At 59.3% G+C, this 26,407-nt stretch carries 24 protein-coding genes; 10 read left to right on the top strand and 14 right to left on the bottom strand.

Features of this window, described 5'->3' with window-relative positions; all coding sequences use genetic code 11:
• Window positions 1–223: 223 nt before the first annotated feature.
• Together EOI86_RS23925 and EOI86_RS23920 are read left to right on the top strand one after the other, a co-directional pair.
• Window positions 224–2,455 (top strand): hypothetical protein, encoded by a 2,232-nt coding sequence (locus EOI86_RS23925; RefSeq protein ID WP_127768193.1) that lies wholly within the window; start codon window positions 224–226, stop codon window positions 2,453–2,455.
• 46 nt (window positions 2,456–2,501) lie between these two features.
• Complete coding sequence (locus EOI86_RS23920) at window positions 2,502–3,413, top strand: DMT family transporter (protein ID WP_127768192.1); 912 nt, start codon at window positions 2,502–2,504, stop codon at window positions 3,411–3,413.
• A gap of 40 nt (window positions 3,414–3,453) precedes the next feature.
• Here the strand turns inward: EOI86_RS23920 and EOI86_RS23915 are convergent, their stop codons facing one another.
• The gene (locus tag EOI86_RS23915; RefSeq protein ID WP_127768191.1) at window positions 3,454–4,590 is read right to left on the bottom strand and encodes an autotransporter outer membrane beta-barrel domain-containing protein; all 1,137 of its coding nucleotides are present in this window, start codon (window positions 4,588–4,590) and stop codon (window positions 3,454–3,456) included.
• A gap of 362 nt (window positions 4,591–4,952) precedes the next feature.
• On the opposite strand from EOI86_RS23915, the gene EOI86_RS23910 reads away from it, so the two are divergent.
• Window positions 4,953–7,316, top strand: a complete 2,364-nt coding sequence (locus EOI86_RS23910; RefSeq protein ID WP_161974016.1) for a caspase family protein — start codon at window positions 4,953–4,955, stop codon at window positions 7,314–7,316.
• Window positions 7,317–7,339: 23 nt separating this feature from the next.
• Here the strand turns inward: EOI86_RS23910 and EOI86_RS23905 are convergent, their stop codons facing one another.
• Entirely contained in the window at window positions 7,340–8,080 is a 741-nt protein-coding gene (locus EOI86_RS23905; RefSeq protein WP_240035795.1) for a DUF2927 domain-containing protein, read from the bottom strand.
• A gap of 213 nt (window positions 8,081–8,293) precedes the next feature.
• On the opposite strand from EOI86_RS23905, the gene EOI86_RS24515 reads away from it, so the two are divergent.
• A complete protein-coding gene (locus EOI86_RS24515) occupies window positions 8,294–8,464 on the top strand; it encodes a hypothetical protein (RefSeq protein WP_153811701.1) in 171 nt (56 codons plus the stop codon).
• A gap of 91 nt (window positions 8,465–8,555) precedes the next feature.
• Here EOI86_RS24515 and EOI86_RS23900 read toward each other — a convergent pair whose 3' ends face one another.
• The 3 genes from EOI86_RS23900 to EOI86_RS23890 form a co-directional block, all read right to left on the bottom strand.
• Window positions 8,556–9,356, bottom strand: coding sequence for an SDR family oxidoreductase (locus tag EOI86_RS23900; protein WP_127768188.1), 801 nt, complete (start codon window positions 9,354–9,356; stop codon window positions 8,556–8,558).
• A 151-nt stretch (window positions 9,357–9,507) separates the two neighbouring features.
• Window positions 9,508–10,254, bottom strand: a complete 747-nt coding sequence (locus EOI86_RS23895; RefSeq protein ID WP_127768187.1) for a YdcF family protein — start codon at window positions 10,252–10,254, stop codon at window positions 9,508–9,510.
• 23 nt (window positions 10,255–10,277) lie between these two features.
• Complete coding sequence (locus tag EOI86_RS23890; RefSeq protein ID WP_127768186.1) at window positions 10,278–11,159, bottom strand: haloalkane dehalogenase; 882 nt, start codon at window positions 11,157–11,159, stop codon at window positions 10,278–10,280.
• Between the two features lie 218 nt (window positions 11,160–11,377).
• On the opposite strand from EOI86_RS23890, the gene EOI86_RS23885 reads away from it, so the two are divergent.
• Both EOI86_RS23885 and EOI86_RS23880 read left to right on the top strand, forming a co-directional pair.
• Entirely contained in the window at window positions 11,378–12,712 is a 1,335-nt protein-coding gene (locus EOI86_RS23885) for a dihydroorotase (RefSeq protein ID WP_127768185.1), read from the top strand.
• 105 nt (window positions 12,713–12,817) lie between these two features.
• Complete coding sequence (locus tag EOI86_RS23880; protein WP_127768184.1) at window positions 12,818–13,141, top strand: NIPSNAP family protein; 324 nt, start codon at window positions 12,818–12,820, stop codon at window positions 13,139–13,141.
• 12 nt (window positions 13,142–13,153) lie between these two features.
• Here EOI86_RS23880 and EOI86_RS23875 read toward each other — a convergent pair whose 3' ends face one another.
• The 4 genes from EOI86_RS23875 to EOI86_RS23860 all read right to left on the bottom strand — a co-directional run bounded on the left by EOI86_RS23875 (window position 13,154) and on the right by EOI86_RS23860 (window position 16,625).
• Complete coding sequence (locus EOI86_RS23875) at window positions 13,154–14,281, bottom strand: CaiB/BaiF CoA transferase family protein (protein WP_127768183.1); 1,128 nt, start codon at window positions 14,279–14,281, stop codon at window positions 13,154–13,156.
• On the bottom strand, window positions 14,281–15,447 hold the full coding sequence (locus tag EOI86_RS23870) for an acyl-CoA dehydrogenase family protein (RefSeq protein WP_127768182.1): 1,167 nt from the start codon (window positions 15,445–15,447) through the stop codon (window positions 14,281–14,283). The genes EOI86_RS23875 and EOI86_RS23870 overlap by 1 nt, the downstream gene beginning before the upstream one ends.
• A gap of 63 nt (window positions 15,448–15,510) precedes the next feature.
• Window positions 15,511–16,107 carry a thiamine pyrophosphate-dependent enzyme gene (locus EOI86_RS23865; RefSeq protein ID WP_127768181.1) on the bottom strand — a complete coding sequence of 199 codons (597 nt, stop codon included), beginning with the start codon at window positions 16,105–16,107 and terminating at the stop codon, window positions 15,511–15,513.
• Entirely contained in the window at window positions 16,095–16,625 is a 531-nt protein-coding gene (locus EOI86_RS23860) for a thiamine pyrophosphate-binding protein (protein ID WP_127768180.1), read from the bottom strand. The genes EOI86_RS23865 and EOI86_RS23860 overlap by 13 nt, the downstream gene beginning before the upstream one ends.
• Window positions 16,626–16,764: 139 nt before the next feature.
• Between EOI86_RS23860 and EOI86_RS23855 the strand changes: the two genes are divergently transcribed.
• The 4 genes from EOI86_RS23855 (at window position 16,765) to EOI86_RS23840 (ending at window position 21,100) form a co-directional block, all read left to right on the top strand.
• Window positions 16,765–17,706: a LysR family transcriptional regulator gene (locus EOI86_RS23855; RefSeq protein ID WP_127768179.1), complete on the top strand. Its 942-nt coding sequence runs from the start codon at window positions 16,765–16,767 to the stop codon at window positions 17,704–17,706.
• Window positions 17,707–17,852: 146 nt separating this feature from the next.
• On the top strand, window positions 17,853–18,773 hold the full coding sequence (locus EOI86_RS23850) for a hypothetical protein (protein ID WP_127768178.1): 921 nt from the start codon (window positions 17,853–17,855) through the stop codon (window positions 18,771–18,773).
• Window positions 18,774–19,356: 583 nt separating this feature from the next.
• A complete protein-coding gene (locus EOI86_RS23845; RefSeq protein WP_127768177.1) occupies window positions 19,357–20,040 on the top strand; it encodes a CPBP family intramembrane glutamic endopeptidase in 684 nt (227 codons plus the stop codon).
• 343 nt (window positions 20,041–20,383) lie between these two features.
• Window positions 20,384–21,100 carry an SDR family NAD(P)-dependent oxidoreductase gene (locus tag EOI86_RS23840; RefSeq protein WP_127768176.1) on the top strand — a complete coding sequence of 239 codons (717 nt, stop codon included), beginning with the start codon at window positions 20,384–20,386 and terminating at the stop codon, window positions 21,098–21,100.
• 47 nt (window positions 21,101–21,147) lie between these two features.
• Here the strand turns inward: EOI86_RS23840 and EOI86_RS23835 are convergent, their stop codons facing one another.
• From EOI86_RS23835 to EOI86_RS23815, 5 genes are all read right to left on the bottom strand, one after another.
• The gene (locus EOI86_RS23835) at window positions 21,148–21,858 is read right to left on the bottom strand and encodes a hypothetical protein (protein WP_127768175.1); all 711 of its coding nucleotides are present in this window, start codon (window positions 21,856–21,858) and stop codon (window positions 21,148–21,150) included.
• Between the two features lie 46 nt (window positions 21,859–21,904).
• A complete protein-coding gene (locus EOI86_RS23830; RefSeq protein WP_161974010.1) occupies window positions 21,905–23,890 on the bottom strand; it encodes an ATP-binding protein in 1,986 nt (661 codons plus the stop codon).
• Window positions 23,891–24,157: 267 nt separating this feature from the next.
• Window positions 24,158–25,093, bottom strand: coding sequence for a hydrogen peroxide-inducible genes activator (locus EOI86_RS23825; protein WP_205032308.1), 936 nt, complete (start codon window positions 25,091–25,093; stop codon window positions 24,158–24,160).
• Window positions 25,094–25,500: 407 nt separating this feature from the next.
• Complete coding sequence (locus tag EOI86_RS23820; protein ID WP_127768173.1) at window positions 25,501–25,764, bottom strand: hypothetical protein; 264 nt, start codon at window positions 25,762–25,764, stop codon at window positions 25,501–25,503.
• A 251-nt stretch (window positions 25,765–26,015) separates the two neighbouring features.
• The gene (locus EOI86_RS23815; protein ID WP_127768172.1) at window positions 26,016–26,360 is read right to left on the bottom strand and encodes a TfoX/Sxy family protein; all 345 of its coding nucleotides are present in this window, start codon (window positions 26,358–26,360) and stop codon (window positions 26,016–26,018) included.
• Window positions 26,361–26,407 lie beyond the last annotated feature (47 nt).

The raw sequence follows: 26,407 nt of genomic DNA, 5'->3' as shown, positions 1-26,407 counted from the left end.
AAGGATCGGGTTTTCACTTGGGAGTATTGGAAGCTGAAAGTAATTGATGCCGTGAATACAAAGATACCTTCGAACTACTGCAACAGTTCCAGGGCTTTTTATTTTTGCCTGATCAGTGCTTTGCGATATAGTTTTCGCAATGAGAATCAACACCGTGGAGGTCCGACCCTGGAATTTCCATCCGGGCGGCCGAACGGTTCAAAGATGGCGAGAGTGTTGCGATATGCCGAAGCCCATCCCAAATGACGGCGCGGAAACGTCCTACTGGTTACAGGCCCTGCAAGCGGGACATTGGCGAAACCTTGAGCAGATAGCCGATGCCGGCGACGCCATGACCCGGACCGGCACTGCCGCTCAAGATACGGTTTACGATGCTGTTCGTCTGCTGGAAGCGCGCTTTCATCCCCAGAAAGGCCGGACAGAGTTTTTTGAGGTCGTCACAGTCGACATCGCCGGGGCGCATTTCGCCGGCCTCCAAGGAAACAGCCATCCCGATCATATCCGCATGGACCTTTCGGGAACGATTGCCCCCTTGCTGCCGTCGGCCACCAAGAATGCCGCCGACGACACGACGGTCGAAGCGGACCGAGAGGACGTGGCTGCCGTGTCGGCCCCACACGGCGACACCCGTTTCGACGGCTTGCGTCATGATTTGATACCCCGACAACAGAAAGCCACGCCAAGCCGGGCCTCGCAAAGCGAACTGCGCCAAGACATGCTGCGCCGACGCAGCATGCGGTCCCGCCTGATGGCCGGTGTCATGGTCGGCGCCTTTGCCGCCGGGGTTGCGGTTTCCGCGATGGCGCCGGACCAATCGGAAAAACTCGCCGCCGCCCTCTTCGAGCGCATCGGTGTCGAAGCCGTAATGCGAGCGACCCAGCTCGCGCAGGCGCCCGAACCGGCTGGCATTGCATCCACCGCAAGGCAGTCGCAGGAAGACCCGGTTGCATGGCCTGTTGCCTGGGGCCCGCAGACCGGGATCGCCCCGGCGCCGGCGCGGATGGCCGACCCTGTGAAAGCATATGCTGTTGCCGCAGCCCCGTCCGGCCTGGACTTGGAAGCGGAACATCGCCAACCCGCCGCCAACATGCTGGCGGCATCACTGGCCGCCATCGCCGCGCCCACCGGACCGGTCCAGCAGCACATCGCCAATGGCCCAGAGGCAGCATCGACGGCCCCGCCCGCCGCGATGACGGCGGAACAAGCCTATGCCCTGCAGGCGTCGCTTCCGGTGCCCTTGGATCACGATCAGGCGCCGGTCACGCCATCAGCTGGTAAAGCGGTCCAAATTGCGGCGACCGTGGATGACGGCCTTCAGCTTCTCCCCCAAGGCCCGCAGAATGCGGTGAGCCAAGGCACCTTCACCACGGCGGTGGCGGGTGACGCATCCCAACTGGAAACCGCTGCCGCCTTCCCGAGGCCGCTGCGCAAGCCCGCTGCGATCAAGGAACGCGCGGCCTATCGGGCTGCCTTGGCCGATGCAATCGAGCGGGGAACGGTCGAAGATCTTTTGACCCTGATCGACCGCCCTGACGAAGTTGTCGAAGTCGCCTCCCTATCGGATAGCGCCATAGCACCTGTTCGGCGCGACCTTACCCCGCTTCTCGACTTCGCATTGCTGCAAGGCAGGCCGGACCATGCCGCGGCCCTGGCTGCCGAGGGCGCAAGCCCGTCGGCAGAGATATTGACGCTTCTGACGCAGTCCGCCGATCAAGCCAGCCTGAAACGGATCGTCCCAATTCTGCGCAAAGTCGGCATCGATCCCAATCGCGTTTCTGACACGGGCATGACGCCGCTGATGCAAGCCGCCTATATCGGCGACGGACAAGGGGTAGAAGCGCTGCTGACGCTTGGCGCCGACCCCGCATTCGAAACCGGCGACGGCCTTCGCGCCGCCGATTTCGCCGCCCGCGCCAAGCACGTAGACATGCAGGAAAAGCTGGTCCTCGCCGCCGATCAGGCAATGTATTCGCCCTTGATGTTCGGCCTGTCTTGGTCGGATACGGTGGAAACGGTCAAAGCCCGCAGCAAGGTGTGTAAACAGGTCGGCGAAGGCTTCATCGCCTGTTCCCTGAAGGCCGAGTCCTGGCTGGACGACACCGCCGCCATCATCGCCCAGTTCGACACCCGTAACGGCAACCGTTTGGTCGCCATTCAAGTGGACAGCCGCCTGTATTCGGATGCCGACGACGCGGAAGTCGGCTTCAAGAAAGCCGCCGGCTTGATCGCCAAGGTCGTTCCGCCGGATCAGTTCGGCTTCCCGGTCCGCGACATTCCGTCGGACATGCCGGTCTTCGAAAGCCTGACGCCCGCCATCGGCACGGGACAATATTTTCAGTACTGGCCCGACGATAACCTCAAGCGCCCGGTCTATGTTCATATGAAGATGATCGGGTACAAGCGTGACCGCGGCTTCCACCGGATCGTCATTGGAAACCCGTTCCGGGTGGGCTGACCGCTTCGGGCCACAGAAGGTCCGCCCCAAGACCGCAAGTGACACCATGAACGCCGACGACGCCCCGCGAGCGGAAACCGCCCGGACCGCTTGGCACGGTCCCGTCCTGGCGCTGTTTTCCGCCTTTATGTTCGCAATGAACACGCCGGTCGCGGCGTTGGCCTATCAGGACGGCGTCACGCCTATCACGCTTGCCGCGTCCCGCACCCTCGCCGCCGGCCTCCTCGCCCTCGCCTTCGTTCTATGGACGCGGATGCCGGGGTTCGGCCGAATGCTTCGGCGCCGTGCCTTCTGGCTGGCCACGCTGGGCATGGCGATGCAGGGCATGTGTTACTTCGCCTCGGTCGTCTATATCCCGGTCGGGCTCGCGGCAATGATCCTCTACACATGGCCTCTACTGGTCGCCGTGTTCGAACCTTTGGCGGGCGGTGCGCGCCTGACGCCTTTTCGGTTCCTCTGTTTCCTGGGCGCGTTTGCCGGTCTTGCACTGGCAATCGGTCCGGATTTCCAAAGCCTGGACATCCGGGGCATCGCGCTTGCCTTCTTAGGCGCGTGTTGCTTGCCGCTCTACGTGTTGGGATCGCGCGTGCTGCTGGCCGATACCGAACTGCCGGTGCTGATCGCGGGCACCAATGTCGGCGCGGCCGCGGTCGCGCTTGCCGCGGCCCCTTTTCTTGGCGGTCTGTCCTTCGGAACGACCGGCGGCGCGGCGACGGCTTCCCTCATCGTGGTTGTCATTTACGCCGCGGGGATCTTGAGTCAGATCGCCGCCCTTCGGATCTTCCCAGCCTCGGCCCTTGCCATGCTGTTCAACCTGGAACCGGTCATATCGATCGCCGCGGGCGCCGTGCTACTCGGCGAGACGCTGACCGGGGCGCAATATACCGGCGGCGTCGTCGTGCTGTCGGCGCTTGCGCTCTATTCATGGTCGGCAAAGAAGAAGCCGGCCAGGGCATGACCCTGACCGGCTTGTCAAACGCAACGCCTGGAACGGCGGCTTAGAAATTGTAGCGGAAGTTGAAGAACCCGCCATAAGCACTCTGACCCGAGCGCAAGATATAACGCTGACCTTCAAGCGACACGGCAACAGCATCCGTCGGATAAAAATCCAAACCGAGCGTCACCAACGCCTGGGTCTTATCGTTTGTCTGATTGTCGACGCCATTGACGCCAACGCCCCCGATGGGCAGCCCGATCAACTGATCCTGGAAGTTATGCTCCAGCGCCAAACCGGCATACGGAACCAACGCGCCATTCTCGAAAGACCGCGCAACCTGCAAGCCGAGCGACAACAAGGTGACATCGGATTGCTGCTCTCCGACGGTGACGTTGGCGACTTGATCGGTGATCGCATCATATTCCGTAATGGACCGGAAAACATTGGCGTTACCCGTAACGGCCCAAACCTCTTCCAGCGGCACCACGGCAGTCACCCCAACGGATGCAAAGCGCGTAAGCCCTTCCGTCGTGCTCCGCGCCGTGGCCGCGCCTGTCCCGATGTTGAACGCCTTGAAATCGACTTCTTCGTCACCCAAACCGACCGTCGCATCGAAGAACACATTGTCGTTCAGGATGTAGGCGCCATACAGCGTATAAAGCGATGTCTGCGCCTCGTTTTCGCCGCTATTGTCGCCGCCGCCGAAATTACTGATCGAGTCGGTATTGGAATGTGTCCGTCCCAGGGCGATGCCGACCAGCAGGTTATCCATGAAGAACTTGTCGTACCCGACGATCCCGGTGCGGATCAACGTTTCGGCCGTGTAATCGACAACTCTGTCATCCGCACTCGTAAACGCGGCGTTGGCCCATATCGCCGATGCATCCAGCAGGTCGGGAAACTCCTCATCGGTACCGACAGATACGGAGACCTGTTGCTGGTTCCCGGTGGCGGTATTCACCGCACCTGAATCGGCCCGAAAAATACCTTGAAGGAGCACGCTCTTGACCGCTGCCTGCGTCCGGCTGGTGATCGTGCGGTTTGCCCCCACAAGACCTTGCTTGCCGGCTTCATCGCGTTGCGTTGATTGCGCAGGGTCATCCAAAAAATCGTTTGATTGGGCGAAGGCTGGCGTAGCCAGCGAGAACGCGGTCAGAACGGTCAGCACCGACACGGCACGCAGTATCATATTCATCATATTCCCCCAGGTCCTTGGACCGGAATTTCGCCTTAAGACGGAGATTTCGACGCGGATATTTCCCAATTCTTATGAAAGTAACCTACCGCCCCATGAGAATCCATGAGGCTCAGCATTTCGAAACACCGACAAGACTTTCGCCAAAGAACCTTAACCATATGTTTTTATTCTGTTTTTTTTATGAGGCATTGCAACACCAGAAAAACCTAAACCTTTGTTGCACAATTATCACATTTGAATACCACAGTTTGGCCCTTTGGTCGAAGCGCGGCGCTGCGTTAGAGTGCCTGTCAGATAAGCCCACGCTATGCCGTGCCGCGGAAGCGCCCGCGCAATGGCAAAAGCACCAAGGAGCCCCGATTATGACGAGAAACCGTCCCTCCCTGCCGCGCGGGTTTGCGTCCTTCCTGTTGGCCGTCTGCGTGGCCGTTGGCACCTCGGTCGCGGCCACCACGCCCGCCGACGCGCAGTTGCGGCAACTGCGCCGCGCCATTCAGAAGAACGTCCAGCTTGCCGTTGAACGCCAGCGGCTGCGCCTGCGGGTCGAAAACTCAGCCGGGCCGATTGAAGCCCTGGCGCTGGGGCCGGACGGACAGTACATGGTCTCGGTTTCCGGAGACGGTCGTCCCCGGCTATGGGATTTGCAGCAAGGAAGGGAAATCCGCCGCCAAGACCGGCTGTCCGCGACGGCGGCCGCTGTCGCCTTCGCGTCTGACGGCCGGCGTTTCGCTATTGTCGAAACCAACGGGGCATTGTCCCTGTGGAGCACGGATCAGGCCGGCGCCCTCGGCCGGGCGGCGTTGTCCGGCCCCGCCCCGACGGCTTTGGCCTTGAGCCCGGACGGCGCTGCGGCAATCGTCGGGCATGCGGACGGGTCGGCCACGTTGTTGACGTTGAGCAACTTTTCCATTGCACGCAGTTTCCCCGGCAATGGCGCAACGGCCACGAATGTCGATGTCGGTACGACCGGCCAGTTCATCTTGATTGGTACGGCCGATGGCACGGTACGCGTCGTGGAAGCGTCTTCCGGCGCCGTGGTGCGCAGTGCATCGGTCACGGACGCAGCGCTGACCGATGCCCGTTTCGGCATCGACGAGACCGAATTCTATACCGCGGACAACACTGGCGGCGTCGCCCGCTGGCGTGTCGATTCGGATATCGTCGGCACCCGGTTTGCCGGCGCGTCCCGCGGAATCGCGGGATTGGCCGTGGAACCGACCGGTGCGGCCGTCGCCGCGGTCGAGGCAGAGAAGAACCTGCTGATCTGGGACACGGCGTCACCCGGCAAACCCCTGATCATAGAGGCCCATGCGGGACGGATTGAGGGCGTTTCTTTCGATGCCGATCCGAACCGTGTGATCACCTTCGGGGATGACGGCGTCACCCGGATCTGGAACCGCAAGGACGGCAGCCTGATCATTCAACTGATATCGACGGAACATGGATGGGCTGTGGTCGACAAGGACGGTCGGTTCGACGGAAACAGCCGGGCGCTTTCCAATCTGGCTTGGGTCGGCGAAACGCTGGAACTGCCGATCGACAATTTCACCGACAATCTCTACGAGCCCGATTTGCTTGAGAAAAAGCGATTGGGTGTCGGGCAGCTTCTGGCGCCGGGCGTTCCCAATTGGGATGAAGGCATCCTGCCGCCCCCGACAGCAACGGTCGACCTGCCGCCGCAAATGAAACTCGACGCGTTGACCGAAATCGACGTCCCGGTGACGGTGACGGACGAAGGCGGCGGCATCAACGGCTTCTTTCTGTTCCACAATACCAAGCTGGTCTCCCCCGACCGTATCGTCTCGCAAGACGAGGATGAGAGCAGCAAGGGCCTGAAGACCATCACCGCGACCTACCGGCTGCGGCCCATCGCCGGACAGAACCTGTTCCATTCCAACGCGGTGAGTTCCGAGTCCATCCTGGGCGCCACCAATCTGGTCGCCGTGGACGTCCAGGCGCCGCCACGCGAACCTGTCCTGCATGTGCTGACCGTCGCCATAAACGACTATCTGGACCCCCAGCTGAAGCTGAACTACGCCCTGCCGGACGCGCGCGGCATCCAACAGATCATGGAAGCCGAGTATGGCCAGATTTTCGGCGAGGTACGCCTTATCGAGGTCTTTGACGACAAAGCGACGCGGCGCGGTATGCAGCAGGCCCTGGCGAACCTGGAGAACACCGCGCCGGAAGATGTGGTCGTGATCTATTATGCCGGTCACGGCGAGGCGACGGACGAGGACTTCTATTTCGTCACTTACGAATTCGAGCTTCCCCTATCCAACAATCGCCTGGAACGACGCGCGCTGTCGGCCGGCAGTATGAAGGATTACATCGAAAAGATCGGCGCGCGCCGCGTCATCATGCTGATCGACGCCTGTAAATCCGGAACCGCCGTTGCCGGCTTCCAAGACCAGATGGACCGCCGCGTGATACGCAAGCTGGGTCAGTCTGTCGGTCTCCACATCGTCTCCGCCACTGCCAAGGAACAATTCGCGGTCGAGCATGAGGAATTGGGCCACGGCGTGTTCACCTATGCCCTGATCGAAGCAATGGCCGGCAAGGCGGACACGGATCCCCGCGACGGAAACCTGACCGTGCGCGAAATCGTGCACTATTCCGAAGACGAAGTGCCGGCCCTGTCACAGAAATACGCCCAATACCAGCACTGGCCGCTGATCTATTCGCGGGGCTTGGACTTCACGCTGGGCAAAGTGGCTTCGCAGTGATCCACGGGCGCCGCCGGGTCTTCCTAGCGATGCTTGCGGATCAAATCCGGAACCGCGGCTTCCAATTCCGTCCGGCTTGATCCAGCCTCCAAGGCAGGGTCGTAGAGTACTTTCAGGAACAGGTCGTCCAGCGGCGTTCGCGCCTGCGGGCGGCCGGTCCGGCTGAATATGGACCCATCGCCCGCGTCGATGTCGTTCGGCAGCCCCATGGACTGGCTAAACTCCTCCACGATACAGTGATCGAAGGACGGCCCATCAAGCGCCGCGGGCAGAACGACATCCGCCTTGAAAAGGCAGCCTGTCTCCTGGTCCGCCTGAAGGACGAAAAAACACCGCGCGCTTGTCACGCGGCGGCGATTCGCCGCCGAGTCGATCGGTAGGGCCGCAATCAATATACCCATTTCTGTGGAAGTCGCAGGATAGTGCATTTCTATGCCCGGATCAGCCCCCACCTGGAAGTCAACAGCCGTTAACCCGGAAAGCGAATTCAGCTCACTCAAAACACGCTCGCGGCGGTCATCGGGCACTGCCGCGGGCAGGGTCACGCCGACCGGCCCACACCATTTCGAAAGCACGTCATCGGAGAACCGCCCCTCCCGCCCCAAAGCCGCTGTCAGAAAGGCTTCCGAGACGTTTTCGTTGGATGAACGGACGCTAATACCTCGGTATGAACTGCAGCCGAAAAGGTATAGGGAAACTAATCCTACAGCAGCTATTCGGGCCAAGTTATTGATATGCTTTCGGAAGCGTATATTGCACTGCACCACGGATGTCCTTTAAGGCAAAAATCTTTGCATTTCTGTGACAGATGTCCTATATATCTCGTCCACGACGTTGGTTGCTGAATTTCAGCATTGTTCAAAAATTCAATCCGCACTGCTGCGCAAATTGACGGTTCCATCAGGTTCCGTGCGACAAAAGTCTTTGTCTAAAAAAACAAAGCGCCGGGGCGGAAACTGTAGAAGGTGAGAGAGTAGATGAGCGATTCCGAAAAGAACAAGAAGCCGCGTTCCGACCGTCAGTATGAGACGAAGCCCCGGAAATGCCTCATGTGCCGGAACGAGTTCAACAGTTCCTGGCCGGGTGAACGGATTTGTTCGAACTGCAAGCAAACCAGTGCATGGAACGATTCCTCGCTGGCCGCTTAACGTTTAACCGATATCGATTTTCAAACGGGGCGTCTTGGACGCCCCGTTTTTTTTGCCTTCCCGTCTTCCAAGATCCTTTTTTAAGCCCGCCTCAAAGTACCGCCGTCATGCCACCGTCTACAGACAGGACGTGACCGTTCACGAAAGACGCCGCGGGTGACATCAGATAAACTGCCGCCCCGCCCAACTCACGCGGATCCGCCCAACGCCCCATCGGCGTCCGGTTCTCGACCCAGGCCGTGAACGCCTTGTCCGCCAACAAAGGTTTGTTGATCTCGGTCAGGAAATAGCCCGGCGCGATGCCATTCACATTAACGCCGCGAGGGCCAAGATCCGCGGCCAAGCCGCGTATCAGCCCAACCAGCCCCGTCTTTGCCGCCGCGTAGGCCGGAACCGTCGGTCGTCCGTGACTGGAAAGCACGGAACAGATGTTGATAATGCGCCCCCGGTCGACGGGTTTGGATTCATCCAGTATTTCAGTATCCAGCATCATCTTGGCGGCGCGTTTGGACAGTTGAAACGCGCTGGTCAAATGCACCGCGATCAATTCCTGAAAGGCGTCATCGGAAAACTCTTCCAAAGGACTGCGGTGCTGGTGACCGGCATTGTTTATCAAGCCATAGAGCCCCCCGTGGCGTTTCCCGATTTCCGCCAAGGCGTCTTCCGCCGCGTCCATGTCCAACACATCGAAAGGGGCGATATCGGCGCTAAGGCCGGCTTCGGCGAAGGCCTTACATGCTTCCTCCAGATTTTTCTCATCGCGCCCGTTCAGCACGACGGTCGCGCCGCTGGCGGCCATCGCCTGTGCCATCGCCAGGCCCAACCCGCGCGATGCGCCGGTGACCAGGATTGCCTTGCCGTCCAACCTGAAATCCGGAAGCCAATTATCCATTCCCATTCTCTCCCTTGTTTTGCCGTCCCGGGTTTTGCGATCCCGAATGTGTCGATCCGCATTGGGGTATGATCCTACTCAACCAGCCAAGCAAGGGCCGATCAACGGGTTTACGGCCCGATCGCCGCACCCTTCCCTATCGGACAAAACCTTATTGGAGCAAAGTCCCGGGATCGATCCCACCGGAAAGGATGTACCAAAGGATGCCGACATATTCGTGGATGATCGGCCTCCAATGGCTCAGTCCACTGGCCCCCGGGATAAAGTCCGCCAAACCGACCGGCACCGGACCGCCGGAAGCAGCAATCACCTCGGCAACATCGGTTCCTGCCGTCCGCGCAGCGGCCACCGCGCGCCGCGTATGCTCCCGACTGGTCACCAGAATGATTGAATCCCAGTCACGCTGGTCGCAAATTTCAGCGACATAGTGCGCATTTTCAGCGGTCGTGCCTGCTTTCGACTCAAGCACTGTTTCCGGCGGCAGTCGCAACACTTCGGCAAGGACCAGGGCTTCGGCGGCCAAATCGGGTCTGACGATGCCGCCGCTGACGACCAATGGCACATTCAAGCTCTTGGAGAGAGCCACCCCTACCGCGGCCCGACTGGTAGAGGCGCCGGTCGGCCACATCCCGCCGGTCGGATCGGCAAACACCCCTGCCCCGTAAACCACGACCGCGTCGCCACGAAGGCTGGGCGGGAATGCATCGAACTCGACCGTTGTCGCATCCAGGGGCAGCGCCGCGATCCGTGATGACAGAGGCATTGCAACGACAAGAAGGGCAATGCCCAGGACGCGCCGTTTCGCGCCACCACCGAAAATCAACGCGAGGATCGCGGCATTCAGCAGCAGACCCGACAAGCCGACCTGATCGACGATGAAGTTCAAGGCTTCCAGCATCTAAAACTCCCGAACCGCCTGGATCATCCGCGAATACCGGCGACCCATCCCCGCAGCGCCCCGGCAATGTCACCCGGTGAATCTTCCTGGATGAAATGACTGCCTTTCACGGTAACGGCGGTTTGGTTCTTCCATCCCCGGCAGAACTCCCGCTGGGGGCCGATCAGGATCGCCCCGGGGTCAGCGTCCACAAACAGTTTCGGCACGTCGTTCCCCGCCATCCAGGTGGCGTAATCCGCGACGATGGCGGTGACGTCTTCGGGCATACCGTCCAAAGGGATCTGACGCGGCCAGGTCAGGGTCGGGCGGCGGTCCTCCCCCGGTGTCTCGAAGGGCCGGCGGTAGACCGCCATTTCCGCGTCGGTCAACCCGCGCAGGATCGATCCCGGCAGAACACGTTCGACGAAGATGTTCTTCTCCAGCACCATCGCCTCGCCCTTATCCGACCGAAAGCCTTCGAAAACCGGTCGTGCATCCTGGTTGAATTCGTCCCAGGCGATGGGCCGGACAATGCCTTCCATATAGGCGATGCCCTGGACCCTGCCGCGGTTGCGGTTCGCCCAGTCGAAACCAAGCGCCGATCCCCAATCGTGGACGACCAGGATGACATTGCCGGTCGCGCCCACCGCATCCAAGAATCCGTCCAGATAATCCCTATGTTCAACGAAGCGATACCGGTCCGGTCCGGACGGTTCCAGCTTGTCGCTGTCCCCCATGCCGATCAGGTCGGGCGCGATGCAGCGCCCGTGACCGGTCAATTCCGGCATGATGTTCCGCCACAGATAAGACGAGGTCGGATTGCCGTGCAGAAAGACAATGGGATCGCCCTCGCCCATTTCCACATAGGCCATCCGCTTGCCTTTGACTTCGACAAATGACTTCGGGTGTTCCGTTGCCTCAATCATAGCCACCCCCTGATCGATCTTTCCTTGAAACGTACCGTGTTTCAGGCGCAATCCAAGTCTTGTTGCCAATCCGGGCTTCTAAAAAGACCGGGCCTATAAACAAGCCGGGTCTTTACACCGCTTCGCTCTGTTTGACGCCGGGGCCCGTTGCAGGGCCGGACACAGCGTGCTTAGAGTCGCGCAGCCTCCAACCCGTTCGGTAACAGAAAGGAAATGCCATGGCCGCCCTTCTCTTCGACCTCCTTCTCAAAGGCGGCACTGTCCTTACTCCCTCGGGACGCCAAGACGTTGATGTCGGCATTTCCGGCGGCAAGGTGATCGCGATTGGCAGCCTTTCATCCGCCGATGCCACGGAGACGATGGATTGCACCGGCCTTCACGTCCTGCCCGGCGTGATCGACAGCCAGGTTCATTTCCGGGAACCTGGGCCGACGCACAAGGAAGATTTGGCCAGCGGGTCGGCCGGCGCGGCGGCGGGCGGCGTCACGGCCTTTTTCGAGATGCCGAATACCTCTCCACTGACCATCACGGCGGAGGCCATAGACGACAAACTGGACCGCGCGGCAGGCCGGTCCTGGACCGATTTTGCCTTTTATGTCGGCGGGGCGGCGGCGAGCATCGCAACACTGCCGGAACTTGAGTATAAAAAGGGCATCTGCGGGGTGAAGATCTTCATGGGCGCTTCGACCGGCGACCTGCTCTCCCCCGATGACGAAACCATCCGCGGCATTCTGGGCGCTGGGCGGCGCGTCGTCGCCGTTCATGCCGAAGACAATGACCGCCTGCAGGAACGGGCGCATTTGGTCGCCGACGGCGCGCCGGTCACGATGCATCCGGTCTGGCGCGATGTGGAGGTTTGCCTGAAAGCGACCCAAAGGATACTGAAACTGGCGGAAGAAACCCGCCGGCGGGTCCATGTCCTGCATATTACAACTGGCGAGGAAATGGCGCTACTGGCCCGCCACAAGCATATCGCCAGTGTGGAGACGACACCGCAGCACCTGACCCTCTGCGCGCCCGATGACTACGAACGCATTGGGTCGCGGGCCCAGATGAACCCGCCGATCCGCGACGCGGAACAGCGCGACGCCCTATGGCGCGCTGTCGCCGACGGCATCGTCGACGTCATCGGGTCCGACCACGCCCCGCATACGCTTGAGGAAAAGGCCAAACCCTACCCGCAAAGCCCAAGCGGCATGACCGGGGTTCAGACCTTGGTTCCCATCATGTTGAACCATGTGAATGAAGGGCGCCTGACGCTGGAACGCTTCGTGGATATGACCAGCACCGGACCGGCGCGCATTTTCCGCATCGCCGGCAAGGGCCGTATCGCGGTCGGCTATGACGCCGACTTCACCGTCGTCGACATGAAGGCCGACCGGGAAATCACCGATGGCTGGATCAAGAGCAAATCCGCCTGGACCCCTTATGACGGCAAGCGCGTCACCGCCTGGCCCATGGCCACGATCATCCGCGGCAACACGGTGATGCGGGAAGACGAGCTTTTGGGCACGCCGCTGGGCCAACAGGTCCAGTTCCAGGACACGCTTTAAAAGTTTACCCCGCGTCATAAATCCAGGCGCATATCCGCTGGCGCGGCGCGTTGCCCTATGGAATGCTCCCCGCAATGGAATCAACGCGTTGCGATGGAGGAAGACATGGCGTTCTACGAATTGCGTACCTACGAAATCCGCCCCGGCAAGATCGACGAATGGATCGAGCTGATGGAAAAGGAAATCATCCCGATGCAGGTGGCCCGCGGCATGGTCATCGCCGGCAGTTTCCGCGTCGAAAACAATGACGGACTGTATATCTGGATCCGCCGGTTCGAGGATGAAGAGCATCGCAAGGCGCTCTATGCGGCGGTTTATGAAAGCGACGAATGGAAGAACAACCTCAGCGATCGCGTCGGCGCCTGCATCAATCGGGAAACCATCAAGGTCGAGCGGATCATTCCGACGGCGGCGTCCGTCCTGAAATAGAACCGCCGGCGGTCAGCCGCGTTTCGGCGGCGTTTCTTTATGTTCATCAAGGGCGGGAACGGCACCGTATTGCCGTTCCGCGCCGATGAAGATCGGGCCGGGCGCGGGATAAGATACAGGCCCGGCTTCCGTCTCCACCGTCACTCGGCGCAGATGCGGGTGCTGGGACAAGTCGCCCATATCGTTGACACCCGCGAAGGCGACATCGGCGTCGGTCAGGCGCGCGCGGGCTTCTTCCTCGGACAATTCGGCGAAGACGGATCCGACGAGGTCGTCGGTCGCCGTCCGGTTCTTCACCCGAGCGACATTGCTGGCGTAGGTCGGGTCGGTGACGGCCGCCGGATCCTGCAAAAAAGTGATACAGAATTTCTTCCATTCGCGCTCAGACTGTATCGAAATAAGAAGCTGTTTCCCGTCCTTCGTCGTGAAGACTCCGTAGGGCGCGATCGACGGATGCGCCATGCCGATCCGCTTCGGCGGCTTGCCGCCTTCATGCTGCAGCAACGGCACGGTCAGCCAATCGGCCATCACGTCGAACATGGAAACACGGATATCCGCCCCGTCCCCCGTGACGCCGCGCGCGATCAAGGCTTCCAGGATCGCGGCATGGGCGGTAGCGCCGGTGGAGACATCGACGATGGAAATCCCGACGCGGGCCGGTTCGCTGGGCCCGCCGGTGATGGAACACAGGCCGGATTCCGCCTGAATCAGCAGATCGTAAGCCTTGCGTTCCGCAAAAGGACCGGTTTCGCCATAGCCGCTGATTGAACAGATTACCAGGCGCGGATGCGATTTGCGCAAGGCGTCCGGGCCAAAACCGAGCCGTTCGAGCGAGCCGGGCTTGAGGTTCTGGACCAGCACGTCGGCCTCCTCCAACAAAGCTTGCAGGGCGGCTTTCCCGTCGGCCGTGGTGAGATCGAGCGCGACGGATTCCTTGCCCCGATTGAGCCAGACGAAATAACTGCTCTGGCCCGAAACGGCGGCGTCGTAGCCGCGCGCGAAATCCCCCTCCGGCCGTTCGATCTTGATCACCCGCGCCCCGGCATCGGCCAACCTGGCGGTGCAAAAGGGTGCCGCGACAGCCTGTTCGACCGCGACGACCGTCAGTCCTTCAAGCGGCAACCGCCCGGCGCCCGCCATCAGAAGGACCTCGGCAAATCGAGCACATGTTCGGCGACATAGCTGAGGATCAGGTTGGTCGAGATCGGGGCGACCTGATAAAGACGGGTTTCCCGGAACTTTCGCTCCACATCGTATTCGCAGGCGAAGCCGAAACCGCCATGGAACTGAATGCAGGCATTCGCTGCTTCCCAGGACGCCTTGGCGGCGAGGTATTTCGCCATATTCGCCTGCGCCCCGCAGGGTTTGCCCTCGTCATACAGGCGGCAGGCTTCGAACCGCATCAGGTTCGCGGCCTCGACCTCGATATAGCTTTCCGCGATCGGGAACTGAACGCCCTGGTTCTGGCCGATCGGGCGGCCGAAGACGACCCTTTCCCGGACATAGTCGGAGACCTTCTCGACGAACCAATAGCCGTCGCCGATGCATTCCGCCGCGATCAGGGCGCGTTCCGCGTTCAGGCCGGTGAGGATGTATTTGAAGCCCATCCCCTCCTCCCCGATCAGGTTTTCCGCCGGGATCTCCAGATTGTCGAAGAACAGCTCATTGGTCTCATGATTGACCATATTGGCGATGGGCTGAACGGTCATGCCGTTGCCGATGGCCTCCTTCAAGTCGACCAGGAAGATCGACAGGCCTTCCGACTTCTTCTTCACCGCGTCCAGTGGCGTGGTGCGCGCCAGCAGGATCATCAGGTCGGAATGCTGAATGCGCGAGATCCAGACCTTCTGCCCGTTGATCACATAGCGGTCGCCCTTCCTCACCGCCGTGGTCTTGATCTTGGTCGTGTCGGTCCCGGTCGTCGGTTCGGTCACGCCCATGGATTGCAGCCGCAATTCACCGCTGGCGATCTTGGGCAGGTAACGCTGCCGCTGTTCGTCCGAGCCGTGCCGGACCAGCGTGTTCATGTTGTACATCTGGCCGTGGCAGGCGCCGGAATTGCCGCCCGCCCGGTTGATTTCCTCCATGATGACCGAGGCCTCCGTCAGGCCCAGGCCGGACCCGCCGAATTCCTCCGGGATCAGGGCCGCCATCCAGCCCGCCTTGGTCAGCGCATCGACGAATTCCTCGGGATATCCCCGCGCCTCGTCCACCTTGCGGTGATACTCGGATGGAAATTCGGCACAGAGCGCGCGGACCGCGTCCCTGATATCCTCGTACCCTTCGCCGATGCTGCTGTTTTGCATGAAGTTTTCCTCTTACCTTTTCCGCTCTACCCTGGCCGCTCGATCTTTCCGTTGGACGTCCCGTCAGATCGGCTCGAAACCGAGCGCCGCGCGGAAGCGGTTCTTGATATGGACCCCGTCCCGGGGCGGCAGGACGCGGGGCGCATTCTCCCCCGTCACCTTGATCGTCGCCAGTTGCGGCCCGTCACGATGAGAAAGACGGTCGCGCAGATCGTCGATCCCGGCCTCGTCATCGATAATACCCGTCCAGGCGAAGTCCATGCTGGCCGCCAGTTTGGATATCTCGATTCCCCGCCCCGCATGGCTGCGCTGTTGGCCGGTTTCGCCGAACAGCCCATTGTCGATGACGCCGATGGTCAGATTCTTCGGCCCCGTGATCGAGACCGTCGCCAGCGCGCCGACGCCCATCATCACCTCCCCGTCGCCGGTCAGGACCAGCACGGTCTTGTCCGGTTGCGACATGGCGAGGCCCAGGCCCACCGTCGTGGCGCTGCCCATGGCGGCCCAGAGGTAATAGTTGTTGTCATGGTCCCCCGCCGCCATCACGTCGTAGGAGGGCGAGCCGAGCCCGGTCACGACCAGCAGATCCTTGCGCCCCTCGAGCAGGCGGGCCACCGCCGCGCGGCGGTCGAGAAGAGTCCCTGAATTTACTTCACCCATTTCTTTTCTCCGATCAGGCGTTGTCCCAGCAGGACGGCGCAGGACGCATCCCCGTTGAAGGCCATGCCGGCCGCGCCGCGCACGAGGGGCTCGACATCTTCAGGCTTGTCGGCGCGCCAGGTGCGCACCCCCATCAGGTTCAGCGCCGGTTCGGTCGCCTGCCCCATCGGGTTCTGCCAGCCGTTGAATTCGGCCCAGTCGCCGCGCATGGTCACCAGCATCAGCAGCGGGAAGCGCGCACGTTCCGCCAACGCCAGCGTGTTGATGCAATTCCCCACGCCGCTGGATTGCAGCAGCATCGCGCCGCGCTGCCCGCCCAGCCAGGCGCCGGCAAGATAGCCGATACCCTCTTCTTCCGTCGTCAGCGTGACGGCGGTGATGTCCGGGTCCGCCTCCGCTTGATTGATGGCGGCGCTATGCCCGGCATCCGGCACATAGGCGATGTGTTTCACATCGAATTTCTTCAGGATCGGCAGAATCTGGTCCTGCCAAGGTTGCGGGGTTTCGTCGGTGCTCATCCTGTTCCTCCGGAATGGGTCGCCTGCCAAGGGCCTACAGTGCGGCCGGTGCGGCGACACGGAGGATAGGCGTATCAATTGACCCATTGATAAACAAATAGCATGTTAGCTTAATAGATATGCTGGAATTTTATAGTTCATGGACATCAAACAGCTTCGAACCTTTTTACAGGTGGCGGAACTCGGCAGCCTGACCAAGGCCGCCGACCGGCTCAACATCGCCCAGCCGGCGCTGGGCCGGCAGATCAAACTGCTGGAGGAAGAGCTGTCGACCCCGTTGTTCACCCGGCACGGGCGCGGCATGGTCCCGACCGCGGCCGGGCAGATCCTGGCGGAACGGGCCGCGACCATCCTGCGGCTGGTGGAGGAAACCCGGGTCGAACTGTCATCCTCCAAGGCGACGGTGCGCGGCACGGTCAGCCTGGGCGTGCCGCCGACGGCCGGGGAGGTCATCGCGGGGCCGCTGGTGGAAAGGTTCGCGAAACAATATCCCGACGTGACGATCCGCATCGTCCCCGCCTTCAGCGGCTATCTGCTGGATTTCCTGCAACGGGGCGAGGTCGACCTGGCCGTGATGTACAACACCCATGGGGTGCAGCAGTTGAAGCCGGAACCCCTGATCGTCGAGCCGCTCTTCCTGATCGGCCCCGCGGGCGCCGACCTGTCGCTGGACCGGTCTGTGCGGTTCGAGACGCTGGCGGACCTGCCGCTGGTCCTGCCCGGCCCGCGCCACGGCTTGCGCGCCTTGATCGAGGAAAAGGCCGGCGATGCCGGGATCGCGCTCAAGGTTTCGGTCGAAGCGGATTCATTGCAGACGCTGAAAGACCTCGTCCTGCGCGGTTTGGGCTACACCGTCCTGCCGCTCGCCTCCGTGCGGGCGGAGGCGCAGGCCGGCATACTCAGCGCCGCCCCGGTCATCGACCCGAAACTGACCCGCGAACTGGTCCTGGCCCGCAGCGTCGTCAAACCCAGTTCCAACGCGGTGCGGTTGTTCGCGGACACGTTGAAAGAACAGATGGCGGATTTGGTGCATTCCGGGATTTGGGCGGGGGAGTTGTTGTCAGGAAATGCAGCCACCTGAAGTTTCGATACAGCGTTAATGCAAATGCGCTGACGAATTCCTTTTACTCGGTTCAACGCTCATTTCGCAGCAACCAAAAAGGGAGTTCATTTCTTGAAGCCCTGCCTATATACTATAATACCACAAAACTCGATTGGAGGACTCCGATGCAATGTCTGCTTAATTCATTGGTTTCCCGAGCCGTCTTTATATTATTCCTGGGTATGTCTGCAGTGCCTAGCGCGGATGCGGCTTCGCTAAACCAGGAGATGTTAGGCACAATCCAGGATTTCGCCAAAAAGTTCTGCGACGAGGTTCAGTTCTCCGGAGAACAAAAGAATATTGCCGTGGAAGGTGAAGCAGGTGCCGAACTTAACGGTTTGCTTAAGAAGTTACTCGACCTCGGGGCGAAGTTAGATGGGAAATATACAATTAATAGCTATACAGGATTTGTCCGGGAACACCTACTTGATGCCTTTAAGACAGTTACCGAATGCCGCCTTGTCATATGGAATGATCTCAAACAGTACCTTCCGGCGGAGAGCTCGAGTATCGAAAGCACTTTTGATTTTGTGTGTGTTCCCTCGAATCCAGAGTACACCCCGATTACAGTCGAAAGTGTATATGATAATGGTGAGCCGTTGACAGGTGAAGCGCTCGAAAGTGCTCGCATCCGAATTCAAAAGGAGAAAAAACTGAGTGACCGGAACATGGCTAAGAGATTTGATACATTACGGCGCATGGGCGAAATCTATATCACCAATGAGCAACAGATCGTCAGGAAGAATAGGGACGGCATATTTAAACCCGGGAAAAGCAGTAGTGAGGAACAACGCGCGTCCGAACTACGCAGCTATCTGGCGTCTCCTATGGAAAAGCACGCGGCGGTTCTGATATATTATTTGGAAGACGCACAAACTATACGCTCCAAGAGGAATAAAGACTTTCTTGGACTAGTAGATATAGCGCAGTACGTCTCATCAACCCTTCGATTTGAAACACTTACACGAGCAAAGTTTTATTCAGCTAAAATTCCAACTATGACAATCTCATTCCGATACTCAGCGCATCAGTGCGACTTTTACTAAACGCCCCAATCTCGTTTTCTTTCTTCATTTTTTTAACAAGTGACAAAGTTTCTTAACACAAACAATTACGGTGACAGTGCACTCTACACAATGATCGTAAACCGACCCGCGAACTGGTCTTGGCCCGCAGCGTCGTGAACGCCAGTTCCAACGCCGTGCGCCTGTCCGCCGACACGTTGAAAGAACAGATGGCGGATTTGGTGCATTCCGGGATTTGGGCGGGGGAGTTGTTGGTGGGGAAGTCAGCGGACAGGGAGTTAAGTAAACGGTCACCGTAATCACTGTCACCGTAATCAAAATCACCTAGGTTACGGTGACAGTTTACTTAATTAACTGGGCGGTTGGAACTGTCCCTTGGCTGGACTTGAAGAAATAAAAATAAGTAAACTGCCACCGTAGTTCCAATATTAATAATACGGGCCAAGGTTAAGCCACTCATCGTGTGTCCCGTTTTCTAAAGCAACGATTTTCTAAAGCGACGAGGCCGCCGCGGTCTCCCGCCGCAAACTGATGATGCCACGGCTAGACACGAACGTGTTCTGCGAGCAAACTTGAATGGATTGATACTTTTTAAGTTGCCGTCATGACCGATCTCAGTTTGCTGCACCATGCAAGAAGCCGATATGGACCGGAGTTCCTTCTTCTGGCCGCATTTTTCTATGCGAACGACTTTGGATACGTCTGGCTCAACCACATGCCGGACTATCTGTACAACTTCCACATCATCCAGCTCGTTGTCATCACGTTCTTCATCGCAATGATAAGTCGACCGGATCGCGGGGCGTTCAACGTGCCGGCTCAGCAAGTATACGTCACCCGGATGCTTGCATACGCCGTCGGCGCTTGTGCATTCGGACTTGCGTGTCATTACGCAATTGGGCGGCCGTTAGCGGATTTCCCGGAAATCGGCGGATGGTATGCACTACCGCGGATAGCCAGTCCGGACACGGCGATTTACGACCTGACGATCGTCTTTATTTTCTCGGCAATTGCCGACGAAGTCGTTTTTAGGCGGATGGCAATACAATGGCTGGAAACAAAAACCACGAACAGATGGTTTCTGGTACTCATTCCTTCATCGCTTTTTGGATTATCGTTATGGGGTGCCGGGGTTGACGCGGTGCTGGAAGGGGTCGTTTTCGCCACCATCTTGACGTTCATCTACTTGCAGGTCCGGCGCCTCTGGCCCGTTGTTTTGGCCAATTACGGGACAAATGTGATTCTGTACGGTCCCGACTCCTACTCTTCAATCAAGCTTCCGTTCTAAGAATGCACGCAAATTCCCAATTGATTTGCCTTCGCAACCATCCGAACCGCCCCCAATCCACCGCAACCGATTCACTGAGTTGGTAATTACGGTGACTAATTACGGTGACGCTTTACTTTATACCTGACCCGCCGCTGATTTCGGTATGGCGTGGTACTCCCGTCGTCGTCCCGTCGACGACGCTGCCACGAATTATCCGTTTCTCTATATCAGCGCCCCCCTCCCCACCCGTACAGCAACGCTTGGGGCGCCTACCATCGCCAGCCGATCTGGTTGACAGGGGAACAAGGCCGCCTTTACCGATGGGTGCCAAACACCATTGAAAGAGAAAAGGGGCGGAACAATGAGCGGGAAAATCGTGGTGGTCACGGGCGGGTCCAGCGGCATCGGGCGGGCTTGCGTCACCCAGGCTTTGGCCGCGGGCTGGCGGGTCGTGAACCTGGACATCAATGCTTGCGACCCGATGGAGGGCGAGAGTTTCATTCGGACCGACATGACCGACATTCCGGCGATCCACGCGGCTTTCGATAAGATCGAGGCGCTTGGGCCGATGGTCGGGCTGGTCAACAATGCGGGGGCCTCCATCGCGCATTCGCTCGAAGAGACCGAGGCGGAAGACTTTGAAAAGCTGGTGCCGCTGAACCTGATCGCGCCCACCCTCTGCGCAAAGCGCGCGGTGACGGCGATGGAGCGCGTCGGCTGGGGCAGGATCGTCAACATTTCCAGCCGCGTCGCGCTGGGCAAGGAGTTGCGCACCGCCTATGCGGCGACGAAGGGCGGGATCGCCTCCATGACGCGGGTCTGGGCGCTGGAACTGGCCGCACGGGGCATCACCGTCAACACGGTCGCCCCTGGCCCGATTGCGACGGAGTTGTTCAATACTGTGAACCCGCCGGGCAGCCCGCGCACCCAGGCCATCATCGACGCGGTGCCGGTCAAGCGCCTGGGCACGCCGGACGACGTCGCCCATGCGGTGACGTTCTTCCTGACCGAGAAGTCCGGCTTCATGACCGGCCAGACGTTGTACACCTGCGGTGGGATGACTGTCGGCCTCGGGTGAACCTTTCGAGATAACGCCGGCAGCGTAAAGCACATTGAGATCGGCCGCTAACCAGGTTTCTCCGTGACGGTAAGTCCTAGCTCGCCGGCCCAGTGCTTGATGAAGCCGACCATTTCCCGTCTGGCATCGGGGTGGTCGAACGGGTTCTCGGCGGTGTCGACCCATTTGTTGAACCCGCGCAGCCGGTTCAGGACCGACCGGACGCGGGGGTCGGCCCCGGCGGCAGGAACGGCGGCGTCAGGGGGCGCACTGCTGCCCTTCGTGGTTTCGCCTTTGGCCACCTCGGTGACAGCCTGGAAGTCCGCCATCGCTTCGCGCAGGTCGTCGCAGTAGTCGCCGCCAAAGGCGATGCGGAAGTCTTGGGGTAGGATATCCCGGGCGAGCGTGACCGCGGCGACGATGTCCTTGCGGGTGGATGACCGTGTGACGAGCCCCGCGTCGAGCAGGGTTTCGATCTTGTCGGTGTCCAGCCGCGCCAGTTCCGAAAGGGCGCGCCAGGACGACGGTAGTTCGGCATATCGGGTCCCAATGGGACTCAATTTCTCATGGATCAGGATGTGACGGTTGGCGCTGCGCTTCCCATAGCCGGTCAGGTCGAACACCTTGTCACCCCAGCCGATTTGCTTTTCGGCATGAACGGCTGCCCTGTATTCGCCCCACCGCTTCCCTGTCTCGACAATCGACGCTACGGTCCGACCGTGCGCCGCGATGATGTAGTCGGCCCATTGATGCGGACCCCAGTTATGACGTTCGGTCATTCCTGTTCAATTCCCTTCCGTACCCAAGACTTAGGGTACGGCAGATTCACCCTTCCCGTGAAGCCTGGGGAAGTTCGATCCAGAACGTGCTGCCCATCTCTTCCGTGCTTTCGAAACCGATCCGGCCGCCCATCCCGTCGATCAAAAGCTTACACACATAAAGCCCAATGCCGGTTCCTTCCGCGGCAATGTCCGGCGACCGTCCAATCTGGTGAAACATCTTGAAGATGTTGTCCTGTTCATCGTCAGGTATGCCGTGCCCCGTATCGGTTACGGAAATTCGGTAACGGTTGTCCCCGGCTTCCTTGCCTTCGATGACGAGTGAGCCATTGACCTTGTTATACTTGATGGCGTTGGTAATCAGATTCAGGAGAATCTGCTTGAAGCGGGTCTCGTCGGTGGCGAGGACGACACTTGTGCCATGGAGGTTGTTGGTCACCGTGATCGCATTCCGATCAACCAGATGCGACACCATGGTAAGGCAATGGTCCACCGCGTGAGAGACGTTTACATCGGCGATATCGAAATGCGCCTTGCCGGTCTCGATAATCGACAGGTCGAGAACTTCATTTACGAGGTCGAGCAGGTGGTTCCCGCTTTGTATGACCAGGTCGAGATATTCCTTTTGCGATGGCGTAAGGGGATGTTTCGGGTCCAGCCCCACCATCTGTGAAAAGCCGATCACCGCGTTGAGCGGCGTCCTCAGTTCATGGCTCATGCTGGCGAGAAACTCGGTCTTGGCCTTGTTGGCGGATTCGGCGGCTTCCAGAGCTTTCAGAAGTTCCGTCTGATCCACATTGACGGAACCGATCTTCACAATCTTACCGGCGTGATCATAGATGGGGAACCGCGTGGACAGAAGGCGGTGGACGGTCCCGTCGGCGAACCGTTGTTTCACGCTTCGATGGAGAATTTCGCCGGTCGCAAAGACATGGTTCTCCTGTTCGATCATGGCCTCGGCATCGTATTGGGAATCGATGAATCCCGCGTCCACGACGGTCTTGCCGACAACATCCTCGGCTTTGTACCCGATCCAGGAAAGGAACTCCGCGTTGACCCGTTCGACGACGTGGTCGCGATTTTTGATCATCAGCCCGACTGGTATATTGTGGAAGATAGAGTCGAGCAGTTGCTCCTTCTCCATCGCGTTGCGTTCACTGATCTGGAGGCTTTCCTCGGCTTTGAGGCGGCGCGCCACCATCCGGTTGGCGGCCTCTCCGATCTGTTCGAACTCCGCGTATTCCAAAGTCGCCGGGTCTATCTCAGAATCGCCCTTTTGAATATTTTCAAAGAATTCCATGAAGTCGTTGTGGTCGTCCGCGATCTTCCTGAATTCGCGCCTGGCGAAGAAAATCATGAAGCTTACCGACACCAGGATCACCGCGACGGCCATGACCAGGATCATCTGGAACCGTTGCTCGGTTTCTTCCTGAAGAGCGTGAACGTCGTTCTCGAATTTTTCGAGGTCGTATCCGGCGCCGATATACCAACCCCACTTCGGAACGCCGACGACATAGCTGGTCTTCTCAATGGGCGCCGCGCCGGTGGATGCGGGGACATGGTAGGTTACGAAGCCGCTTCCATTCCGCGCGGTCGCGATTAGTTCTTGAACGACCATTACGCCGTTGACGTCGGTCACGTCCAAGACATTTCGGCCTTTGGCCGGCCCGGATAGGGATATGCCGTCGAACGTACCCGCGAAGACATACCCGCCGTCACCGAAGCGAATGCGTTCTATGAGTTCGATCGTGTGGTTCTGAAGAATCGAAAATTCGGAAGGTTTGCTCCCCAGATCCGTTTCGGCGGCGTCTTTTTGTTTATGACGTATGAATTCTTGGACGGAGCCAACGATTTCCTTGATCAGTTCTTCCTTGCCCGCTTTGTAAATATTGCGGCTTCGCTCAAGGCTCTCCTGGTAGGACCTATATTCGGAAAGGCCCCAAAGCCCCCCGACCACCAATGTGACCAGGATCGAAACGGAAATGAGGCGTATCGCCAGTTTTTGACCCAGACGGGGCTTCCGTAACGGCAATTTACTACTGTGCTTTCTCAAGAAACGGTAATTGGGATGGCGCGGGATCAGTCTTACAAGGTGGCAATGATAATGGAAGAGAATTTCCATCCAAAATGGAGGGCTTTTCAGTATCAAGCGATAAAGATACCGGTCTGACTCCGTTCCTGCCAAGCGCGCAAGGATACGGTCTGTTCCAAGCAGTTGTTACCGTGGCGCATTACACGGTGTGCCGATCTTAGTTTAACAACCGCCGTGGACGCCCCCCCAAAAAAACCGGCTGGTCGTTCACCTCTCCAAGACGAGTTGCGGACAGTCTTGTTTCACCACCTGGCGGATCGTGTCGGCGATCAGGTGGAAGGCGGAGACGCGCCCCGCCGATTTGCGCCAGGCGAGACCGGTGGATCGGTAGATCGGTTTGCCGACCACTTCCAGTACGACGACGTCGTCGCGGGACGGCAGTTCGGATTGAACGTATAAGGCCGGCAGGAACGTCGTACCCATCCCCATGCCCACCATCTGCCGCAAGGCGTCGAGGCTGGTGCCCTCATAGTCCCGCAGCAATGTTGCGCCAAAATCCCGGCACAGGGACAGGACTTGGTCGTGGAGATGAAAACTCGGGTTCAGCGACAGGACCTCCAACCCCTTCAGCAATTCGGGCTCAATCGCCTTGCGGGAGGCAAGCGGATGATCGGCCGCGACCGCAAGATAAAGCGGTTCCCTGAACAGGCGGGCGACCGAAAGGTCGGTATCCGTCAGGGGCAATTGCACAAGGATGAGGTCGTGCACGCCATTATAGAGTTCGACTTCCAGGTCGCGGGGCGCGCTTTCCCGGATATAAAGCCTAAGCTCGGGGCTTTCCCGATGCAGCCGGGAGACGAGGCGCGGCAGAATATACGGACCCAACGTCGTCTTCGTGCCCAGCCGAATGGTACCGGCCGGTCCGAGCCGCATGTCGGATGCATAATCCTCAAGCCCGCGGACTTCCCCCATGACGGTCTGGGCGCGGCGCAGAACCTCCCTGCCCGCCGGTGTCAGGATGGTGCCGCTGCGCGCCCGTTCGACCATCCTGAGACCGACCGCTTCTTCCAGCGCCTGAATCTGCGCGCTGAGCGACGGTTGGCTGACGCCGATCCTCTCCGCCGCCTTCCTGAAATTCAATTCGGTCCCGAGCGAGATCATCATCTCGAGCTGTTTCAGCGTGATCTTGGAACGTGTTGACACGGTCCCTCCCAAGGTCGTTCTGAAAGTGTGAAACACTTAGATAGGAAATTCCTATCAAAATTTTATCTGTTTTCGTATTTAAGCTTTCAAAGAATTACCCAACTATAAGGAGGCAAGGCAGAAACAACTGAGGTTCCGGTGAGGACTTCAGTCGGATGCAGCCACCGGCACGGAACCAAACAAGGAACAGGAACGACCCATGCAGCTCAGCCATGTTCAAGACCAAGACGACAATCCGGACCATCCCCTACAAGGGCCGCATCCGACGGATGTTTCCGCCTGACCCGAAGGCCCCCACAGCCTTTACGTTCCAGGAAGGAAGCAACTGGAGAGACCCAAACGGGTCTCTCCTTTTTTTTGAAAGCCCCGCAGGAAAGCCCAGAATATCAAACTGGGGCCTATGTCATTCAACGTCGCTTGAAACCCAGGAACGCGCAAAATCCCGCCAAAATCCAAGGCAAGGCCGCTAAGACAAAAAACTCGGAATCCAAGAAATTGGCCAACTGAAAACCGCAGTCGGCATTGCTGGTTTGATAAGCGCAAGCAAGCTCGACGAAATAGATCCATACCGCGATCGGTCCCACAAACAAGCAGGCGGCAAGACCATAGAGAAAGGTTTTCAGCATCGGGCCAAGACCTCTAAATAAGAAGCAACCGCTTAAGTCGGCCATTGATGTCTATCATTTTTATGCCGGATGCACAGAGGCTAAAAGCATGAGCTATCGCGTCGCTGCCGACCGATGGTGTTCGGCGAATTTCAAATGCCGCCTCGTCACCCCACCGAATGTCGCAGTAGACCCTTCTTTAATGATCGGGTCTTGAAGGATTCGGCTGCATTTAGCAGGCACCTTGTGAGTAGGAAAAACATACAGTCGCCGGATTCAGGCTGCCCCCTTGAAGACATCCCCGCCGGCGGCAACTGTCAGGCCTTCGCCGGCAGGGAAAGCGCGTGGTCTATAGCCAGCGACATCCATTCCTTCATCACCGTGTCGTCACAGATGTCTTCGGCGACGAAAAAAAGGCCAGTCAGCCGCTTTCCGCCCTGCATCAGCGGCTCCGCGCCCGGCATGGTGGCGGCCTTGTTGTCGTTCGGTTTGCCGACCCGAAACAGGAAACGCCCCTGCCCGGTCTTCGACCGGTCGGCCCCGCCGATCATGTGACCATTGAGCAGAAAGCACATGCCGCCCATCATCTTCTTTTCCGACACGCCTTCCAGGCCTTCAACAAAGCTGCGCATGCGGGCGGTCAATTCCTCATCATAAGCCATACAGCCTCACTTTGCCGGGAAGGGCCGCCGCCTGATGGCAACGGCCG

Origin of the sequence: Hwanghaeella grinnelliae, assembly GCF_004005845.1 — a bacterium.
In the GTDB taxonomy this organism is placed as follows: Bacteria; Pseudomonadota; Alphaproteobacteria; order UBA8366; family Aestuariispiraceae; genus Hwanghaeella; species Hwanghaeella grinnelliae.
This window is presented reverse-complemented; position numbering and strand designations above follow the sequence as displayed.

What these genes read in the sequence shown, in the direction of transcription:
- EOI86_RS23925 (WP_127768193.1), top strand. Translation starts at nt 224, where the DNA reads ATGCCGAAGCCCATCCCAAATGACGGCGCGGAAACGTCCTACTGGTTA.
- EOI86_RS23920 (WP_127768192.1), top strand. Translation starts at nt 2,502, where the DNA reads ATGAACGCCGACGACGCCCCGCGAGCGGAAACCGCCCGGACCGCTTGG.
- EOI86_RS23915 (WP_127768191.1), bottom strand. Translation starts at nt 4,590, where the DNA reads ATGATGAATATGATACTGCGTGCCGTGTCGGTGCTGACCGTTCTGACC.
- EOI86_RS23910 (WP_161974016.1), top strand. Translation starts at nt 4,953, where the DNA reads ATGACGAGAAACCGTCCCTCCCTGCCGCGCGGGTTTGCGTCCTTCCTG.
- EOI86_RS24515 (WP_153811701.1), top strand. Translation starts at nt 8,294, where the DNA reads ATGAGCGATTCCGAAAAGAACAAGAAGCCGCGTTCCGACCGTCAGTAT.
- EOI86_RS23900 (WP_127768188.1), bottom strand. Translation starts at nt 9,356, where the DNA reads ATGGATAATTGGCTTCCGGATTTCAGGTTGGACGGCAAGGCAATCCTG.
- EOI86_RS23895 (WP_127768187.1), bottom strand. Translation starts at nt 10,254, where the DNA reads ATGCTGGAAGCCTTGAACTTCATCGTCGATCAGGTCGGCTTGTCGGGT.
- EOI86_RS23890 (WP_127768186.1), bottom strand. Translation starts at nt 11,159, where the DNA reads ATGATTGAGGCAACGGAACACCCGAAGTCATTTGTCGAAGTCAAAGGC.
- EOI86_RS23885 (WP_127768185.1), top strand. Translation starts at nt 11,378, where the DNA reads ATGGCCGCCCTTCTCTTCGACCTCCTTCTCAAAGGCGGCACTGTCCTT.
- EOI86_RS23880 (WP_127768184.1), top strand. Translation starts at nt 12,818, where the DNA reads ATGGCGTTCTACGAATTGCGTACCTACGAAATCCGCCCCGGCAAGATC.
- EOI86_RS23875 (WP_127768183.1), bottom strand. Translation starts at nt 14,281, where the DNA reads ATGGCGGGCGCCGGGCGGTTGCCGCTTGAAGGACTGACGGTCGTCGCG.
- EOI86_RS23870 (WP_127768182.1), bottom strand. Translation starts at nt 15,447, where the DNA reads ATGCAAAACAGCAGCATCGGCGAAGGGTACGAGGATATCAGGGACGCG.
- EOI86_RS23865 (WP_127768181.1), bottom strand. Translation starts at nt 16,107, where the DNA reads ATGGGTGAAGTAAATTCAGGGACTCTTCTCGACCGCCGCGCGGCGGTG.
- EOI86_RS23860 (WP_127768180.1), bottom strand. Translation starts at nt 16,625, where the DNA reads ATGAGCACCGACGAAACCCCGCAACCTTGGCAGGACCAGATTCTGCCG.
- EOI86_RS23855 (WP_127768179.1), top strand. Translation starts at nt 16,765, where the DNA reads ATGGACATCAAACAGCTTCGAACCTTTTTACAGGTGGCGGAACTCGGC.
- EOI86_RS23850 (WP_127768178.1), top strand. Translation starts at nt 17,853, where the DNA reads ATGCAATGTCTGCTTAATTCATTGGTTTCCCGAGCCGTCTTTATATTA.
- EOI86_RS23845 (WP_127768177.1), top strand. Translation starts at nt 19,357, where the DNA reads ATGACCGATCTCAGTTTGCTGCACCATGCAAGAAGCCGATATGGACCG.
- EOI86_RS23840 (WP_127768176.1), top strand. Translation starts at nt 20,384, where the DNA reads ATGAGCGGGAAAATCGTGGTGGTCACGGGCGGGTCCAGCGGCATCGGG.
- EOI86_RS23835 (WP_127768175.1), bottom strand. Translation starts at nt 21,858, where the DNA reads ATGACCGAACGTCATAACTGGGGTCCGCATCAATGGGCCGACTACATC.
- EOI86_RS23820 (WP_127768173.1), bottom strand. Translation starts at nt 25,764, where the DNA reads ATGGCCGACTTAAGCGGTTGCTTCTTATTTAGAGGTCTTGGCCCGATG.
- EOI86_RS23815 (WP_127768172.1), bottom strand. Translation starts at nt 26,360, where the DNA reads ATGGCTTATGATGAGGAATTGACCGCCCGCATGCGCAGCTTTGTTGAA.